This window comes from Amycolatopsis keratiniphila subsp. keratiniphila (assembly GCF_001620365.2).
GTDB lineage: Bacteria > Actinomycetota > Actinomycetes > Mycobacteriales > Pseudonocardiaceae > Amycolatopsis > Amycolatopsis keratiniphila.
The window spans coordinates 78,925-95,748 of the sequence record NZ_LQMT02000031.1; the positions used below are offsets into that span (position 1 = coordinate 78,925).

Annotated in this window: 14 protein-coding genes and 1 pseudogene; 12 read left to right on the forward strand and 3 right to left on the reverse strand. The window is 68.5% G+C overall.

Annotated elements, in window-relative coordinates; all coding sequences use genetic code 11:
• Positions 1 to 15: 15 nt before the first annotated feature.
• The 3 genes from boxC to AVR91_RS29745 are packed head-to-tail and all read left to right on the forward strand — an operon-like array spanning position 16 to position 4,662.
• On the forward strand, positions 16 to 1,608 hold the full coding sequence (gene boxC / locus AVR91_RS29735; protein ID WP_063272452.1) for a 2,3-epoxybenzoyl-CoA dihydrolase: 1,593 nt from the start codon (positions 16 to 18) through the stop codon (positions 1,606 to 1,608).
• 7 nt (positions 1,609 to 1,615) lie between these two features.
• Positions 1,616 to 3,037 carry a benzoyl-CoA 2,3-epoxidase subunit BoxB gene (gene boxB, locus AVR91_RS29740; protein ID WP_063272451.1) on the forward strand — a complete coding sequence of 474 codons (1,422 nt, stop codon included), beginning with the start codon at positions 1,616 to 1,618 and terminating at the stop codon, positions 3,035 to 3,037.
• 17 nt (positions 3,038 to 3,054) lie between these two features.
• The gene (locus tag AVR91_RS29745; RefSeq protein WP_063272450.1) at positions 3,055 to 4,662 is read left to right on the forward strand and encodes a benzoate-CoA ligase family protein; all 1,608 of its coding nucleotides are present in this window, start codon (positions 3,055 to 3,057) and stop codon (positions 4,660 to 4,662) included.
• A 169-nt stretch (positions 4,663 to 4,831) separates the two neighbouring features.
• Here AVR91_RS29745 and AVR91_RS29750 read toward each other — a convergent pair whose 3' ends face one another.
• Positions 4,832 to 5,284, reverse strand: a complete 453-nt coding sequence (locus tag AVR91_RS29750) for a MarR family winged helix-turn-helix transcriptional regulator (RefSeq protein WP_016337658.1) — start codon at positions 5,282 to 5,284, stop codon at positions 4,832 to 4,834.
• Positions 5,285 to 5,381: 97 nt separating this feature from the next.
• Here AVR91_RS29750 and AVR91_RS29755 point away from each other — a divergent pair, with 97 nt between their 5' ends.
• The 4 genes from AVR91_RS29755 to AVR91_RS29770 are packed head-to-tail and all read left to right on the forward strand — an operon-like array spanning position 5,382 to position 8,523.
• On the forward strand, positions 5,382 to 6,341 hold the full coding sequence (locus AVR91_RS29755) for a ring-cleaving dioxygenase (protein ID WP_063272449.1): 960 nt from the start codon (positions 5,382 to 5,384) through the stop codon (positions 6,339 to 6,341).
• Positions 6,338 to 6,970, forward strand: a complete 633-nt coding sequence (locus tag AVR91_RS29760; protein ID WP_063272448.1) for an alpha/beta hydrolase — start codon at positions 6,338 to 6,340, stop codon at positions 6,968 to 6,970. The genes AVR91_RS29755 and AVR91_RS29760 overlap by 4 nt, the downstream gene beginning before the upstream one ends.
• 9 nt (positions 6,971 to 6,979) lie before the next feature.
• Entirely contained in the window at positions 6,980 to 8,128 is a 1,149-nt protein-coding gene (locus AVR91_RS29765) for a dipeptidase (RefSeq protein WP_063272447.1), read from the forward strand.
• 38 nt (positions 8,129 to 8,166) lie between these two features.
• Positions 8,167 to 8,523 carry a LapA family protein gene (locus tag AVR91_RS29770; RefSeq protein WP_016337654.1) on the forward strand — a complete coding sequence of 119 codons (357 nt, stop codon included), beginning with the start codon at positions 8,167 to 8,169 and terminating at the stop codon, positions 8,521 to 8,523.
• Here AVR91_RS29770 and AVR91_RS29775 read toward each other — a convergent pair.
• Positions 8,511 to 9,440 (reverse strand): AraC family transcriptional regulator, encoded by a 930-nt coding sequence (locus AVR91_RS29775; RefSeq protein ID WP_063272446.1) that lies wholly within the window; start codon positions 9,438 to 9,440, stop codon positions 8,511 to 8,513. The genes AVR91_RS29770 and AVR91_RS29775 overlap by 13 nt on opposite strands.
• Positions 9,441 to 9,522: 82 nt before the next feature.
• On the opposite strand from AVR91_RS29775, the gene AVR91_RS29780 reads away from it, so the two are divergent.
• The gene (locus AVR91_RS29780; protein WP_063272445.1) at positions 9,523 to 9,921 is read left to right on the forward strand and encodes a pyridoxamine 5'-phosphate oxidase family protein; all 399 of its coding nucleotides are present in this window, start codon (positions 9,523 to 9,525) and stop codon (positions 9,919 to 9,921) included.
• A gap of 101 nt (positions 9,922 to 10,022) precedes the next feature.
• Here AVR91_RS29780 and AVR91_RS29785 read toward each other — a convergent pair.
• Positions 10,023 to 10,907: pseudogene (locus AVR91_RS29785) on the reverse strand (maleylpyruvate isomerase family mycothiol-dependent enzyme); the annotation flags it as partial.
• 62 nt (positions 10,908 to 10,969) lie between these two features.
• On the opposite strand from AVR91_RS29785, the gene AVR91_RS29790 reads away from it, so the two are divergent.
• From AVR91_RS29790 to ectA, 4 genes are all read left to right on the forward strand, one after another.
• On the forward strand, positions 10,970 to 11,752 hold the full coding sequence (locus AVR91_RS29790) for an Abi-alpha family protein (RefSeq protein ID WP_016337650.1): 783 nt from the start codon (positions 10,970 to 10,972) through the stop codon (positions 11,750 to 11,752).
• Between the two features lie 7 nt (positions 11,753 to 11,759).
• The gene (locus AVR91_RS29795) at positions 11,760 to 13,004 is read left to right on the forward strand and encodes a DUF445 domain-containing protein (protein ID WP_063273063.1); all 1,245 of its coding nucleotides are present in this window, start codon (positions 11,760 to 11,762) and stop codon (positions 13,002 to 13,004) included.
• A gap of 114 nt (positions 13,005 to 13,118) precedes the next feature.
• Positions 13,119 to 16,091 carry a patatin-like protein gene (locus AVR91_RS29800; RefSeq protein WP_063273064.1) on the forward strand — a complete coding sequence of 991 codons (2,973 nt, stop codon included), beginning with the start codon at positions 13,119 to 13,121 and terminating at the stop codon, positions 16,089 to 16,091.
• 223 nt (positions 16,092 to 16,314) lie between these two features.
• Positions 16,315 to 16,806: a diaminobutyrate acetyltransferase gene (gene ectA / locus AVR91_RS29805; protein ID WP_063273065.1), complete on the forward strand. Its 492-nt coding sequence runs from the start codon at positions 16,315 to 16,317 to the stop codon at positions 16,804 to 16,806.
• Positions 16,807 to 16,824: the final 18 nt, after the last annotated feature.

Genomic DNA, 16,824 nt, shown 5'->3' on the forward strand with positions numbered 1-16,824 from the left:
TAGACAATTGGAAGGGTGACGCGGACCACATCGGTGACGTTCGAACGTCATCCCAGCGGCTACCGGCACTGGAAACTGACCACCGACGGCGACGTCGCGTGGCTCGAACTCGATGTCGACCCCGACGGCGGCCTCGTCCCGGGTTACGAGCTCAAGCTCAACTCGTACGACCTCGGCGTGGACATCGAGCTGTACGACGCCACGCAACGCCTGCGGTTCGAACATCCCGAGGTCCGCGTGGTCATCGTGACCAGCGCGAAGGACAACGTCTTCTGCGCCGGCGCGAACATCCGCATGCTGGCGTCGTCGTCGCACGAGTGGAAGGTGAACTTCTGCAAATTCACCAATGAGACCCGCAACGCCATGGAGGACGCCGCCGCGCACTCGGGTCAGGTCTACGTCGCGGCGGTCAACGGCACCTGCGCCGGCGGCGGCTACGAGATCGCGCTCGCCTGCGAAAAGATCCTGCTGGTCGAGGACAACTCCTCGACCGTCGCGCTGCCGGAGGTGCCGCTCCTCGGCGTCCTCCCCGGCACCGGCGGGCTCACCCGGGTGGTCGACAAACGCGGCGTGCGGCGGGACCTCGCCGACGTCTTCGCCACCCGCCCCGACGGAGTGAAGGGGCGGACCGCCGTCGACTGGCGCCTCGTCGACGAACTCGTGCCACGGCAAGGGTTCCGCGAGGCCGTGCTGGCCAAGGCGAAGGAATTCGCGCGGACGAGCGAGCGGCTCGACGGCGAAGGTGTCGAACTGAAGCCTCTCAAGCATCGTTATGTCGACATCGCCCGCAGTGGGAGCGAAGCGACGATCACCGTCAAGGGCCCCGAAGACGACGACGGCTGGCTGCTGGACGTCACGCGCGAGCTGGACGACGCGATTCTCCGTCTGCGCACCAACGAACCCGAACTCGGCACATGGGTGCTCCGCACGGAAGGCGATCCGGCGAAGGTCCTCGAACACGAACGCGCCGTGTTCGACGCGAAAGACTGTCTGAGCAACGAAATCGTCCACTACTTCAAACGGACGCTGAAGCGGCTGGACGTCACCAGCCGCAGCCTGATCGCCCTCATCGAGCCGGGAAGCTGCTACGCGGGGCTGCTGCTGGAACTCGCGCTCGCCGCCGACCGCCAGTACATCTTGGACGGTCCGCCGATCGACGACGAAGACAGTGAAGAACGTGCGGCGATCACGTTGTCCGAAGCCAACTTCGGCCGCTTCCCGATGGGCAACGGCTTGACCCGCCTCGAATCCCGTTTCTTCGGGGACCCGGAGCACGTCACCAGGCTCGCGGAGGTGCGCGGCAAAGCGCTGACCCCGGCGGAGGTGAACGAACTCGGCCTGGTCACCGACGCCCCGGACGACCTCGACTGGGAGGACGAGATCCGGATCGCGCTGGAAGGACGGGCTTCGCTCAGCCCCGACGCGTTGACCGGGATGGAGGCCAATCACCGGTTCGTGGGTCCCGAAACGGTGGAAAGCAAGATCTTCGGCAGGCTCGCCGCCTGGCAGAACTGGATCTTCACTCGTCCGAACGCATCCGGTCCCGAGGGTGCGTTGCGTCGCTACGGTACTGGTCAGAAGGCCGTCTTCGACAGGAAGCGGGTTTGAACAGCGTATGCCCACCAAGATCGATTACGACGCCAAGATCCCCAACAACGTCGACCTCTCCGACGATCGCCGCCTGCAGCGGGCGCTGGAGGGCTGGCAGCCGAAGTTCCTGGACTGGTGGGGCGAAATGGGCCCCACCCTGCGGACACAGGGGGTCTACCTGCGCACCGCGGTGAGTGTCGGACGGGACGGCTGGGCGCATTTCGGCCACGTCAACGTGCCCGACTACCGGTGGGGGATCTTCCTCGCGGAGCCCGACCCCGGCCGCGTCATCGGTTTCGGCGAGCACAAGGGCGAGCCGGCCTGGCAGCAGGTTCCCGGCGAGTACCGCGCCGACCTGCAGCGGCTCATCGTCATCCAGGGCGACACCGAACCCGCGTCGGTCGAGCAGCAGAAATTGCTGGGCCTCACCGCGCCGAGCCTCTACGACCTGCGGAACCTTTTCCAGGTCAATGTCGAAGAAGGCCGTCATCTGTGGGCGATGGTGTATCTGCTGCACGCCTACTTCGGGCGTGAGGGCCGCGACGAGGCGGAAGGATTGCTGCTCCGGAATTCCGGAAGTCCGGACGCCCCGCGGATCCTCGGCGCCTTCAATGAGGAGACCGCGGATTGGCTCGCGTTCTACATGTTCACCTATTTCACCGATCGCGATGGCAAATATCAGCTCGGCACCCTCAAGGAAAGCGGCTTCGACCCGCTTTCCCGCACTTGTGAATTCATGCTCAAGGAAGAGGCGCACCACATGTTCGTCGGCACCACGGGGGTCGACCGGGTGGTCACCCGCAGCGCCGAACTGATCCGCGAGCACGACACCTTCGACATCGGCGGGCACGGCGGCATCCCGCTGGACGTGATCCAGCGCTACCTCAACTTCCACTACACCGTCTCGCTCGACCTGTTCGGCGGGGAGACGTCGACCAACGCGGCGAACTACTACACCGCCGGGCTGAAAGGCCGCTGGCAGGAGCCTCGCCGCAAGGACGACCACAAGCTCACCGACGCCGCCGGATCGCTGTCCCGGCCGAAAGCCGACGGCACCTGGGAGACCGAGGAACACGCGGCCATCCTGCTGCTGAACCTCGACCTGCGGGAGGAGTACCGCGCCGACTGCCAGACCGGGGTCAACCGCTGGAACAAGATCCTGGACGAGGCGGGTATCGACTTCCGATTCGTCCTCCCGCACCCTGGATTCAATCGCGAAGTCGGCATAAACTCCGGCCACCATGTGACGCCCGACGGCACCGTAGTCGACGAGCGGACCTGGCTGGCCGGCAAACGCAAGTGGCTGCCCACTCCCGAAGACCTGACCTTCGTCCGATCGCTGATGCACCCGGTGTACGAGCGAGGAAAGATCGCGAGCTGGGTGGCGCCGCCACGCCAGGGCATCAATGGGAAACCGTTCGACTACGAATACGTTTACCTGAGCTGAGCGATAGAGGTGCGCCCGTGACCGCTGCTGCTACCGGGTTCAACGCGGCGAGCTACCTGCTCGACCGGCATCTGGCGGAAGGGCGGGGCGCGAAGGACGCGGTCGTTTCCCCGCGGCGAAGTCTCACGTACGCGGGGCTGGCGGCCGAAACCCGCCGGGTCGCGGCGGGGCTGAAGGCGATCGGTGTCCGCCCGGAGGAACGGGTCCTGTTCTGCATGGCCGACGACGTCGAGCTGCTCACCGGCATCCTCGGCGCGATGCTGGCCGGGGCGGTCGCGGTGCCGGTGTCCACCATGGTCACGGGGCTGGACCTGGGCAAGATGCTGGCCGATTCGCGGGCCAGGGTCCTGTGCGTCTCCGGCGAGTTCGCGTCGCAGGCGACGGTCGCGCTCGGGCTGGCGCCGGAGGTCACCGACGTCGTGCTGGACAGGGCGAAGGCGGCCGATCTGCCGTCCGGGATCCGCACGCACCAGTGGGGCGATCTGTCCACAATGGACGACGTCGGCTTCGAACCGGCGCCGACCTGGGAGGACTCGCCCGCGCTGTGGCTTTACACCTCGGGGACGACGGGCAAGCCGAAGGGCGCGATGCACCGGCACGCCGGCATCCGCGCGGTTTGTGAGACGTACGCGCGCGGCGTGCTGGACATCGGGCCGAACGACCGGTTTCTCTCCGTCCCGAAGCTGTTCTTCGCCTACGGCTTGGGGAATTCGGCGTTCTTCCCGCTCGCGGCAGGCGGGACGACGCTGCTCGAACCGGCGAGGCCGACCCCGGGACTGATCGCCGCCAGGGCCCGTGCGGAGCGGCCGACGCTGTTCTTCGCCGTCCCGACCTTCTACGCCGCGCTGCTCGCGAGCGACATCCCCGACGACACGTTCGCCTCGGTGCGCCAAGCGGTTTCGGCGGGCGAACCGCTGCCGGCCGTGCTGTACGAACGGTTTCGCGACCGGTTCGGCGTCGAGATCCTGGACGGGATCGGCTCGACCGAGGCGTTGCACATCTTCCTGTCCAACCGGCCGCGCCAGGTCCGCCCGGGCAGTACCGGGACGCCGGTGCCGGGTTACGAGATCGCGCTGCGCGACGAGCACGGCGATCCGGTGCCGGACGGGCAGCCCGGTGAGCTGTTCGTCGCCGGGCCGTCGATCGCGACCGGGTACTGGGCCCGGTACGAGACGACGAAGCAGGTCTTCCAGGGCGAATGGCTGCGAACGGGCGACAGCTTCGTGCGCAACGCCGATGGCAGCTACACCTGTCTGGGGCGCTTCAACGACATGCTGAAACCGGGCGGGATCTGGGTTTCGCCCACCGAGGTCGAGGACAGGCTGCGGCAACATCCGGCGGTCGCCGAGGTCGCGGTGGTGGCCACCTTCGACGCCGACGGCATCGAGAAACCGGTCGCGTGCGTGGTCGGCGTGCCGGGGCACCGGCTCGACCCGGACGAGCTGATCGAGTTCTGCCGGGCCGGGCTTGCGTCGTTCAAACGGCCGCGGGGCATCGTCGAGCTGGGCGAACTGCCGAAGACGGCGACCGGGAAGATCCGGCGCAACGTCATCCGGGAACTGGTGCGGGACATGTACGAGGTCCGGGCCTACCAGCCCGATCCCGCTTCACCCCTCCCCGGCTGATGTCCGTCTGATCACGCGAGTTCGCCCTCTGATCACGCGAGTTCCGCCTCCAATCACGCGAGTTCGCCGATGTGGCACGCCGAGCCGGTGTGACCGGATGGACGACACGCGTGATCAGACGGCGAACACGCGTGATTGAGCGGCGAACTCGCGTGATTGAAGGCGGAACTCAGGAGCCGTTGACGGTGCGGAGGGTGCGCATGGCTTCGGCGAGCGCGTGCGCGTCGTCACCCAGCGGGGTCAGAACGATGCGCCGCAGGATCTCCGCGCACGCCTCCCGGGCCTTTTCCGCGACGTCGAGGCCGTGCTCGGTGAGCGCGGCGAAGGTGACCCGGCGGTCGTCCGGGCTGGGCACCCGGCAGATCAGGTCCGCGGCGACCAGGCGGTCGGCGACCTTGGTGAACCCGCCGCTGGACAACGCCGCCTCGACGGCCAGCCGCGTCATCGGCATCCGGTGCTCGGGTGAGCGCACGAGCCGCAGCAGGATGTCGAACGACGCCGGCGCCAGGCCGAACCGTTCGGCGATCTCGCCCATCAGCTTGTTCTGCGTGGCCAGGTAGCCCTCGATCACCAGGCCCCACCACGTGACCACTTCGTCGTCTTGCGGTTCCTCGGCTGTCACGCGGGCGAGAGTACACCAAGAACTCTTCCAGGAATATATCTTGCGCGCGAGAGGTTATCGGGCTAGCTTGATTTCACCGGCTCCAGAGGAGGGCACCATGTCGATCAAGACTTCGGGCCTGCACCACGTCACCGCCATCGGTGGCGACCCCCAGCGCAACGCGGACTTCTACACCCGGGCCCTCGGCCTGCGGCTGGTGAAGACCACCGTGAACTTCGACGACCCCGGCACCTACCACCTCTACTACGGCGACGCGTCCGGCAAGCCCGGCTCGCTGATGACGTTCTTCCCGTGGAAGGACGCGCCGAAGGGCCGCCACGGCACCGGACAAGCGACCACGACGTCGTTCTCCGTGCCGGAGGCCTCGCTCGGCTGGTGGAAGCAGCACCTCGCCGCGAGCGGTGTCGAGACGAGCCAGATCCGGAACTCCGACGGCGAGGAGACGCTCACCTTCGCCGACCCGGACGGCCTGAAGCTCGCGCTCGTCGCGCATCCGCAGGGCGACCCGCGCGACCCGTGGGACACGAAGCTCGTGCCCGCCGAGCACGCGATCCGCGGCCTGCACTCCGTCACGCTGTCGGTGTCCAAAGAGGACGCGACCGCCGGAATGCTGACCGACGGCCTCGGCCTGTCCTTCGAACACCAGGACAGCAACCGCCTCCGGTTCTCCGCCGGTGAGGGCGGCCCAGGCGCGCTCGTCGACGTCCTCGTGACCCCCGACGCTCCGCGCGGGCTGGTGGCCGCGGGCACCGTGCACCACGTCGCCTGGCGCGCGCCGGACGAAGAGACCCAGGCCGCGTGGCGCGACGAGCTCATCGACGACGGCGTGAACGTGACGTCCATTTTGGACCGTCAGTACTTCCGCTCGATCTACTTCCGCGAGCCGGGCGGCACCCTGCTCGAGGTCGCGACCGACGAACCCGGCTTCGCGATCGACGAGCCGCTGCTCGAACTCGGCCGCGCGCTGAAACTCCCGCCGTGGCTGGAGCCCAAGCGCGAGGACATCGAGGCCATGCTGCCGAAGCTGGACCTCCCGGGCGAGAACAACCCGCGATGAGCACCTTGGAGCACAAGTACGTCGAGGGAGCGACCGACGAGCCGGTGCTGCTGCTCCTGCACGGCACCGGCGGCGGGCCGGACGACCTCGTGCCGCTCGCCCGGCAGCTGAGCCCGGCCTCGGCGCTGCTCGCGCCGGCCGGGCCGGTGTCGGAACACGGTGCGGCGCGGTGGTTCCGACGGCTGGCCGAGGGTGTCTTCGACCACGAGGACGTCGTCTTCCGCGCGAACCAGCTGGCCGATTTCGTGCTCGCCTCGCGGGAGGAGTACGGCCTCGGCGACCGGCGGCTCGTCGCCATCGGGTTCTCCAACGGTGCCAACATCGCCGCCGCGGTGACCCTGCTCCGCCCGGACGCCGTCCGGGAGTCCGCGCTGTTCGCGGCGATGTCGCCGCTGCCGGAGCCGCCGCGGAACGACCTGTCCGGGACGCGCGTCTTCCTGTCGAACGGCGAACAAGATCCGATGGCTCCGCTGGGTTCTGCCGAAAAGCTCGTCCGCGACCTTCGCGAACGCGGCGCGGACGTCGCCGCCCACCGGCACCCCGGAGGGCACCAGGTCACCGGCAACGGTTTGGTAGCGGCCGCGGGGTGGCTCAACGGGCAGCGTGGAGAGCAAAGCACGCGAACGTAAAATCGTCCGATGACCAACGGGGACCTCGTCCGCGCCCAGGCCCTGCTCGACAGGGTCCTCCTCGCGGACGGGCACAACGATCTGCCATGGGAGCTGCGGGTGACGACCGGGCCCGATCCGGTCGAGGCCGTGGCAGGCACGGATCTCACGGTCCGTCAGCCGCATCTCCACACCGACTTCCCGAAGCTCGCCGAAGGCAGGCTCGGGATGCAGTTCTGGTCCGTCTACGTGCCCTGTCAGTTCGAGGGGCACAGCGCGGTGACGGCGGTGCTCGAACAGATCGAGATCGTGCATCAGATGGCCGAGCGCTACCCCGATCGCCTGGCCCTGGTGGACACCGCCGACCAGGCCGAGGCCGCGTTCCGCGACGGCAAGATCGCTTCGCTGCTGGGTGCCGAGGGCGGCCACAGCATCGCCGAATCCCTTGGCGTGCTGAGGATCCTGCGTCGTCTCGGCGTCCGCTACATGACACTGACGCACAACTACAACACCACCTGGGCCGACTCCGGGACCGACGAGCCCGAGCACGGCGGGCTCACCGATTTCGGCCGCGACGTCGTCCGCGAGATGAACAAGATCGGCATGCTCGTCGACCTCTCGCACGTCGCGCCGAGCACCATGCGCGCCGCGCTGGAGGTCAGCTCCGCGCCGGTGATCTTCAGCCACTCCTCCTGCACCGCGGTCAACGACCATCCCCGCAACATCCCCGACGACGTCCTGGAAACCTTGGCGGCCAAGGACGGCGTCGCGATGGTGACGTTCGTGCCGGGCTTCATCTCGCCGAAGGTCGCCGAGTGGGACGACCGGCTGCGCCTGGACATGGAAGCCGCGGGCAAGGACTACCGGAACATCGACCAGCGCACGAAGTTCACCGCGGAGCGAGGCGGTCCCGAGAAGCCGAAGGCGGGTATCGACGACGTCGTCGCGCACATCGAGCACGCGCGCGAAGTGGCCGGAGTCGACCATATCGGACTCGGCGGTGACTACGACGGAGTCGCGACGCTGCCCGAAGGCCTCGAAGACGTTTCGAAGTACCCGGTGCTCTTCGCCGCGCTGCTGGAACGTGGCTGGAGCGAAGAGGACTGCGCGAAACTGGCCGGGAAGAACACCTTGCGCGTGCTGCGCGCGGCGGACGAGGTCACCCGTTCGGACGCTTGAGAGCGCGATCAAGCCCGCTTCGGCGGACACTGTCCAGCATGACGCAGCCGGAGGAGGGCGCCGCCCAGGTTCCCGTCAAGCCGTCCGATACCGCGGGCGGCGCACGCCACAGCGGTAAATTCGAGGCCGGGCCGAAACTCAAACGGACGCGGGTGAGCGGCACCTGGATCGCCGTCATCGTGGCGCTGATCGTGCTGGTGTTCCTGCTCGTGTTCATCCTGCAGAACCAGGACACGGCCACCGTCCACTTCCTGGGCATGTCCGGCAGCATGCCGCTGGCAGTCGCGATGCTGTTCTCGGTGATCGCCGGCGGCGCGCTGGTCGCGCTCGTCGGCGGCGCCCGGATCCTGCAGTTGCGCAAGCAGGCCAAGAAGTCCAGGCATCAGCTGCGCTGAGGGACCCCGCGACGGAACTCGCTGGGATTGACGCCCCGCACGCGTTTGAACGCCGCGCTGAACCCGAAGGCGTCGGAGTAGCCGACGGTGCGGGCGATATCCGAGATGGTCGCGGACTGCTCGCCGGTCAGCAGATCCGCCGCGAGCGTCATCCGCCAGCGGGTGAGGTAGGTCAGCGGCGGTTCGCCGACCAGATCGGCGAACCGCTTGGCCAGCGTCGACCGCGAGACCCCGGCCCGCGCGGCCAGCGAGCCGACCGTCCACGGTGCCGCCGGTTCCGCGTGCAGCAGGCGAAGCGCGTCGCCGACCACCGGATCCCGCTGCGCGGACCACCACGCCGGCGGCTCACCGCCCGGCCGGTCGAACCACTCGCGCAGGGAACAGACCAGCATCCAGTCCAGCAGCCGGTCGAGGACCACCTGCTGACCAGGGGCGTCGACGGCGGCTTCGGCGGCGAGGTGCTCCAAGACCGGGTCACCCGCGCCGCCGGCGTCCACCCTCAGCACGACGGGCAGCGCGTCCAGCAGCGGGCGGCCGATCTCGCCGCGTACCGGATACGCGCCGACGATCAAGGTCGTCTCGCCGCCGGGGTCGTCGACCCAGCCGAGCCGGTGCCGGGTCCCACCCTGCTCGGGCGTCGCGCAGTGCTCGCCGCACGCGAGCGGGGTAGCCGAGGTGCCGATCTCGTCCACGAAGGAGAAGGTCGCGGGACCGCGCACGACGACCGACTCGCCCGCGCGAAGCGGCTCGGGCGGACCATCCTCCGGCACGATCCAGCCCGCCCCGGTGAGCACGGCGCACAGGGTCAGCGGCGCGCCGTCCACGAAGTGCAGATTCCACGGCGGGGACAGCGTCGTACTGCCGAACAAGGAGCCGTGGGACCGCACACCGCGGATCAGGTCACTGAACACGTCCACGCGGCCGAGGTTAGACGAATGGACAGGTGATCCGGGCATTCGCCTATGGGCACGTCCGAGCTCTCCGTATTGAATCGAGCTCATGCTGACTCCCGACGACCTCGAATTCCTTCGCCGCCCCCTGCACGGATTCCTGACCGTGGCCGACGGCCCGGTCCGGCCGGTGTGGTTCGAGGCCACCGCCGACGGCACGATCCAGCTCTTCACGCCCCGCGAGTCACCCAAAGTGCGGCGGCTGAAGAACGATCCCCGCGCGTCGATCATCGTGGCCGCGCCGGTCGGCGAACGAGAGCGCTGGGTCTCCGTCTCCGGCCGCGCCACGGTGGAGCCCGACGGGGCGCACGAGCTGGCCGCCCGGCTCGCCGAGCGCTACTGGGACCTCGAAGACCCGGCCCACGCGGGCGAGCTCGCCGGGATCCAGACCCTCGATCTCGTGCGGCTCGTCATCCGGCCGGAGAAGGTGAGCCGTTACCTGATGTGATGGCGGAGCTGAAGGTGGGCCTGAAAAATGACCGAGCGTGTGAACCCGCCCCGGCCGTAGGCCCCGCTATCGCGGTGGCAGGGCNNCCTGCCGACGTCGATCGCGGACGCGGGTTCACCCACAGACGCTGATGTGATGATCGAAGTCATCCCGAGCAGGGCTGCGCAAACGTTTTCGTCGCCCTCGGCGGTGACGCGGGCGCGGTCCGCCGGGTTCCGGGTGCAGAGCCGCCAGAACGTGTCCGCGTCCGTCGTCACCGAGGCCAGCGGTGCCCGTGACGTCGGCGCGACGCGGTCGAGTTCCCAGCCGTCCGCGGTCCGCCGTGCCGTCCACTTCCCGCCGCCCTGACCGGTGACGGTGTACGCGACCTGCCTGCCGGCGCGGGCGTCGACGTCACGCAGGGTATGCGGCAGCGCCCGCATGAAGGTGTCGACCACCGGCCCGCGGAAGTCCGGATCGTCCAGCGGCCGCGCGCCGACGGCCTCGCGGATCTGCTGCTGGTGCACCCAGAACTCGGTGTACTCGCGGGCGACGTCGAGCCACACCGGCGCGGGCTCGTCCCCGGCCCAGCTCACCGGGTCGCCGACGGCGTCGAGGTCGGCGCGGCCGAACATCTCGGCGATCTGTGAGGTGCTGTCCACCAGCATCGCGAACAGCACTTCGGGTGACAGCCGGCGGCACGCGACCACCCATTCGTCGTTGATCCGGTCGATGAAGTCCCCGAACCGCTCGCCCTCCCGGGGCGCCGTCGTCCGGTACTCGTCGCGATCGCGGGACAGCCTGCCGAGTTTGTCGCCCAGGATGTGGGCGGCGAGATCGTGCACCGTCCAGCCCGTGCACACCGTCGGCGCGGCCCACTGATCCGCGTCCAAACCGGTCAGCACGTCCAGCAGGGCTTGCTCCTCCCGCGCGAACAGCGGGAGGACGTCGATCGGCGGACCCCAGCGCGTGAAGCTCATGGTGACCATCCAAACACCCAGGTCCATCACATTTTCGGCCATTCGGCCTACTCGCAGGTAGCATCAGCGCGAACGCGAGGGGAGTGCCCGTGAGCAACGATCGACCCGCCGGTGAAGACCTGGCCGCTTTCGCCAAACGAGCGGGACAGCTGGCGGGCTGGGCCGCGCGCACGGGTTTCGAGTTCACCCGCAAACTCCCCGGCGTCGAGATCGCCGAACAGATCGTCAAACAGGGCGAGCGGCAGCTGCTCTCGGAGCTGCGCCGCCGTCTCGACGAGGTCGACGACCCGTACCACGCCGCGCTCACCGCCGCGTCCGCGATGAACCGGCCCGACACCAACGGCTCCCGGCCGGTCGAGGCCACCATCACCCTCGTGCACACCCGCGCCCAGCTCGAACCGCTCCGCGCGGCGATGGCCGAACTGCTCAACCACTCGATCGGCTTCGGCCGCGAGCGGGCGCGCGAATACCTCTACGCGATCATCCTGCGGCAGCTCACCCCGGACGAGGCCCGCATCCTTTCCGCGCTCTCCGACGGCTCGCCGTTCCCCGCCGTCGACGTCGCCGAGCGCACCAGCCTCGGCGCCGCCGGGCGGTTCGTGCTGCGCAACGCCTCCACCGTCGGCAAGGCGGCCGGGGTGTCGCTGCCGGACCAGGTGCCCGGCTACCTCACCAGGCTGATCGGGCTCGGCCTGGTCGAGCTGGACGAAGAGGTGCCCGCGCTGGAGACGCAGTACGAGATCCTGCTGACCGACGAGACCGTCCGCGAGGCGGAGAAGTCGGTGAAGCGGGCCAAGTTCGTCAAACGCACGGTCCACATTTCCCGGCTCGGCGCCCAGTTCTGGCAGGCCTGCGACCCGAGCGCCGGTTGACCCCGGCATGGGTGCGTTCCTCGACGGGATCCTCGCCGATTTCGGCGAGCACTGGCCGATCTACGTCTCCATCCCGATCGTCGCCGCCCTGATCGGCTACACCACCAAACTCGTCGCGATCCGGATGATGTTCCAGCCGGTCGAGTTCATCGGGATCAAACCCTTCCTCGGCTGGCAGGGCATCGTGCCCAAACGCGCCGCGCGGATGGCGAGTATCGCCTGCGACACGATGACCGAGCAGCTGATCAAACCGGCGGAGGTCGTCGCCCGGCTCGATCCGCAGAGAATCGCCAAGGAGATCGAAAAACCACTACAGGCGGCCGTCGAGGACATCGTGCGCGACGTCGCCGCCCACTACCAGCCGGGGCTGTGGGAATCCCTGCCGGTGGGGATGCAGCGGCTGGTGATCCAGCGCGTCCAGGCCGAGACGCCGCGGATGGTCGCGGCCGTGCTGGAACTCATCAAGTCCGATGTGGACAGTGTGTTCGACCTCAAGGGCATGGTGGTCACCGCACTGGTCAAGGACAAACGGCTGCTGAACCGGATCTTCCAGGAAGCGGGCGACAAGGAGTTCAAGTTCATCGCCCGCTCCGGCATCTTCTTCGGCGGGCTTATCGGCGTCATCCAGATGATCGCGTGGGTGCTGTTCAAGTTCCCGCTGATCATGCCGCTGTTCGGGCTCTTCACCGGCTGGTTCACCGACTGGCTGGCGCTGCGGATGATCTTCTATCCGATCGAGGAACGCCGGTACTTCGGCGTGCGCTGGCAGGGGCTGTTCCTGAAGCGGCGCGGCGAGGTCGCGGAGGCGTACGGCGCGCTGATCGCGAAGGAGATCATCACCCCGCACAACGTGATCGAGGCGGTGCTGCGCGGCCCGCTGTCGGACCGGGTGCTCGGGCTCATCCAACGGCAGCTCGACGAACAGCTGGGGCGGCGCGTCGGCGTCGGGAAACCGCTGGTGGTGTTCGCCGTCGGCAGCAGGCGGTATCAGGACATGAAGCTGAACATCGCCGAGAAGATCATGGACAAGCTTCCCGAGACCATGCGGTACATCGAGGACTACGCGACCGACGCGATGGACATCCGGAACGTGCTGGTGACGAAGATGAAGGAGCTGTCGCCGCGCGAATTCGAGGGCCTGCTGCGGCCGGCGTTCCAGCAGGACGAATGGATCCTGATCGCGACCGGCGCCGTCCTGGGTTTCGCCGTCGGTGAGGCCCAGGTTCTCCTGCTGGAGCACTTCGCCGCTTGACCCCTTCCCGCATTCAGAGGACGAAATGCGCGGATGGCTGCCTCTTCGGCGGTACACCGGGTCCGCCGTCCGGGCTAGAGTGCCCCCTGCACCAAAGCCTTGGGGAGGGCGCACATGGCCGACGCGGGGAGCCCGTGGCCGCAGGAGATCCGGCTGGCGATGACCATGGTGGGCGGGGCGAGTCTCGCGGTCTGGATGGGCGGGGTCGCCACCGAGACCTCGCATCTGTTGCAGGCGTCGAGAACACCGCAATCGGAGAGCCCGTACCGGGCCTTGCTCGACCTGCTCAACGCCACCGTCTCGCTCGACGTGCTCACCGGCACGAGCGCGGGCGGTATCAACGCGGCGTGCCTCGGGCTGGCCGAGGCCTTCCGGTCGAGCCCGCAGGTGCTGCGCGACACGTGGATCAGCACGGGATCGCTCGACAACCTGATCCGCGACCCCGGTGAGAAGGAACCGCGTTCGCTGCTCGACGGCGACAAGGTGCTGCTCGGCGATCTCAAGGACGCGTTGCACCGGATCACCGACAAGGCGACGGTGAAACCGGACTGTCCCGACATCACCGTGCTGCTCACCGGCACGATGATCGACGGCGAGACGACCCGCTTCGACGACGCGCTCGGAAACCTGGTGCGGGACACCGAACATCGCCTGCTGTTCCGCTTCGACGCTCCTTTGTGGACAGATGACGTCGTCGGTCCGCTCGCGCTCGCCGCGCGGTCCACCGCGTCGTTCCCCGGTGCGTTCGAGCTCTCCCGGATGCCGATCGGCGAGAAGACCGGCCCGCTGCATCCGGACATGACGAAGTACACCGACGTCACGCGGTCGCATTGGCTCACCGACGGTGGTGTCTTGCTCAACAAGCCGCTGCGGCCGGCGCTGCGGGAGATCTTCGAACGGCAGTCGCATTCGGACGTCCGGCGGCTGCTGCTCTACGTGGTGCCGACGGCCGAACGCGAGGCCGAGCGGGTCGCGGTCGATCCCGAGCGTCCGCCGCTGCTGGGCAGCGCGATGAGCAAGGTCGTCGGCACCGTGCTGAGCCAGACGATCAGCGCCGAACTGGAAGACCTGACCAGGCACAACGACGCCGTCGTCCGCACCAGGGGGACCCGGGTCTCCCTTGCCGCGATGGGGGTGCGCGGCGGGCCGGACACGCTGGTCGACCAGCGGCTGATGAACGACTACCGCGACCGCCGGGTGCAGGAGGATGCCACCGCGCTGGTCCGCGAGGCGACCCGCAGGCTTTCACTGTCCGATGTGGAGGATCAAGGCCGCCAGTGGGCGTCCGGCACGGCGGCGCAGCTGCGCGCGGCCGCGGCCGCCGGGCTGCGCGACGGCCTGCCCACCGAGCCGCCGAAGGACACCTGCGACCTCGCGGACCTGGTCGCCTTCCGCACCACCGCACTCGACGATTCGGTGGCCACCGGCCTCCAGCTGGTGAACGCGGGCTTCCGGCTCGATCCGTCGCCGGCGCAGGCGGTGCAGCTCAACCGTTGCCGGGTGCTGCTGCACGAAGCGCGCCACAAGGCCGCGCGCGGGAAACGGCTCGCGGGCTGGGTCGCCGAACAGGGCCCGCCGTCGGCCGACGTCACGCTCGCCGCGTGGATCGAAGGCCTTGCCACGGAATGGGCGGGCCTCGGCCGGTCGGACACGCTGAAGGAGGCGTGGCCGCTCGTCGTCGCCGCGCTCCGGCAGGCGACGCCGATCCTTTTGCCGCTGGCACAAGCGAAACCCGACACCGAGGCCGCCGATACGGTCAGCACGTTGCTGGCCTGGACAGGACTCACATCGGACGACACGAGCGCCGGAGATCCCATCGTCACCTCGCGGCTGGTGCGTCTCCACATCGCGACCCGGGGACTGCTCGCGCAGCCGCCGTCGGTCGACCAGCGGGTCGATCTCGTCCAGGTGAGCGCGGATTCGCGGACGCTGATGGACATGAAGCGCCGCCGCTCCTGGGACAAGCTCACCGGGATGCAGGCCGACTACTTCGGCGCGTTCTACAAGGCTTCCTGGCGCGCGAACGACTGGATGTGGGGCCGCGTCGACGGCGCGGGCTGGCTGGTGCAGTGCCTGCTCGACCCGAAACGCCTGCGGCTGCTGCGGGACGTCGTCGGGCGCGAGGCGTTCCGGGCGCAGGTGCGGGACACCTTCAAGGGGATCGGCTGGCGCCAGCCGGGCACGGAAGACGGTCTGTCCCAAGAGGAAGCGGACGCCCTGCGCGCGCAATTGGCCGGGGAGCTGGCTTTCCTCGGTCTCGACGGCGAACTCGCCGATGTCGAAGGGAAAGCCGCCCTGCCGATCAGCATGCCGGTGACGGCGATGGTGGTCGCCAGGGTGCGGCAGCTGGAGATCGCGCGCGAGGAACTGCCCTGTGTCGGCCTCCATTGCGGACACGACGCGAAAACGGCCAAGGGGAACGGGAAACCGTCGGAACGGTTCCGCCGGATGATCGAGAACGAGCCGGAAACCGACGAACAGACCCAGCGCGCGTTCCAGGCGTGCCAGGTCTCCGGCGAACGGTTCGAGCACGAACGCGGGACGATGCTCCTGACGAAGACGCTGGTCAAGGCGGGCGCCGCCGGGCTCAACGCGGCCGCGGGGGCGACCCGGGTGCCGAAATCGGTCCAGCCCGCCGCGACCTTCGCCAAGGCCGCCGGGCGCAGCGCGTGGTGGATCACGCGGGGTGCGGCCACCCTGCCGTCACCGTGGAACGTGCTCGCCGCGCTGATCACCGTGCTGGCGGGCTTCGTCCTCGGTGGACAGGGCGGCCCGGTCCTGCAGTGGGTCGGCGTGCCGGTCGCCGCGGGCGCCGTCGTGTTCCTGGTGGTCAGCCTGATGACGTTGCGGAAGACGTGGCGGATGGTGCTCACGGTGCTCGGCGTGCTGGTGGTGGCGGCCCTGCTGTTCGCCGCGTTCCTGCCACCGGTGCGTGATCCGCTCTTCGGCTGGCTCGGCGGCGTCGTCGCGGGCTGGCGGCGCGGCGAGGCACCGGTGTGGTGGCTGGTCGTCTGCCTGCTGCTCGTCCTGCCCGCCATCTGGACGCCGATCGGTTCACTCGCCGGTCGCAAGCGCCGTCGTGAATAGCGGAATCGGAACCCGAATCGCGTCCTGACCGTGCGACGAAGTGGTAACGGTTGGTATCGTCACGTGCAGTGAGACCGCACCGAAGCGGCCTTACCCACACGTGCTGCGCTTCAAACGTTACAGTTACCTTTCTCACGTGTGTTTCGAGGTTGTTGCAGGTAGCCGCGTTGCCGCTGCCGCGCGGATCTGACCGCGCCCGAATCCTCGGGTACGTTTCTTGGACATGTCCGGAAAGCACTTGATCGAAACTCCGACCAAGGCAGACGGTGCCGCGCTCTGGAGAATCGCCCGCGATTCGAAGAAGCTCGATCTCAACACGCCTTATGCCTATTTGCTGTGGTGCCACGATTTCGCCGACACCTCGGTCGTCGCGAAAGTCGACGGCGTCCCGGTCGGCTTCGTGATCGGATACCGCAAGCAGGACACCGGCTTCGTCTGGCAGGTCGCGGTCGACGCGTCCCAGCAAGGAAAAGGCCTGGCCGGAGCCCTGCTCGACGAGCTGTTCGGCCGTCTGACCGCCCAGGGCGTGCGGTACCTCGAAACCACGATCACCCCGGACAACGAGGCTTCGATCCGGTTGTTCGCCTCGTTCGCCAAGCGGTGGGACACCACCGTGGAACGCCAGGATCTGTTCTCCGCGACGGATTTCCCGGCCGAGGAAGGAACGCATGAGCAGGAGGACCTGTACCGAATCGGTCCGCTCAGCAGTCAATAGAACGTAAATCCGGGGATC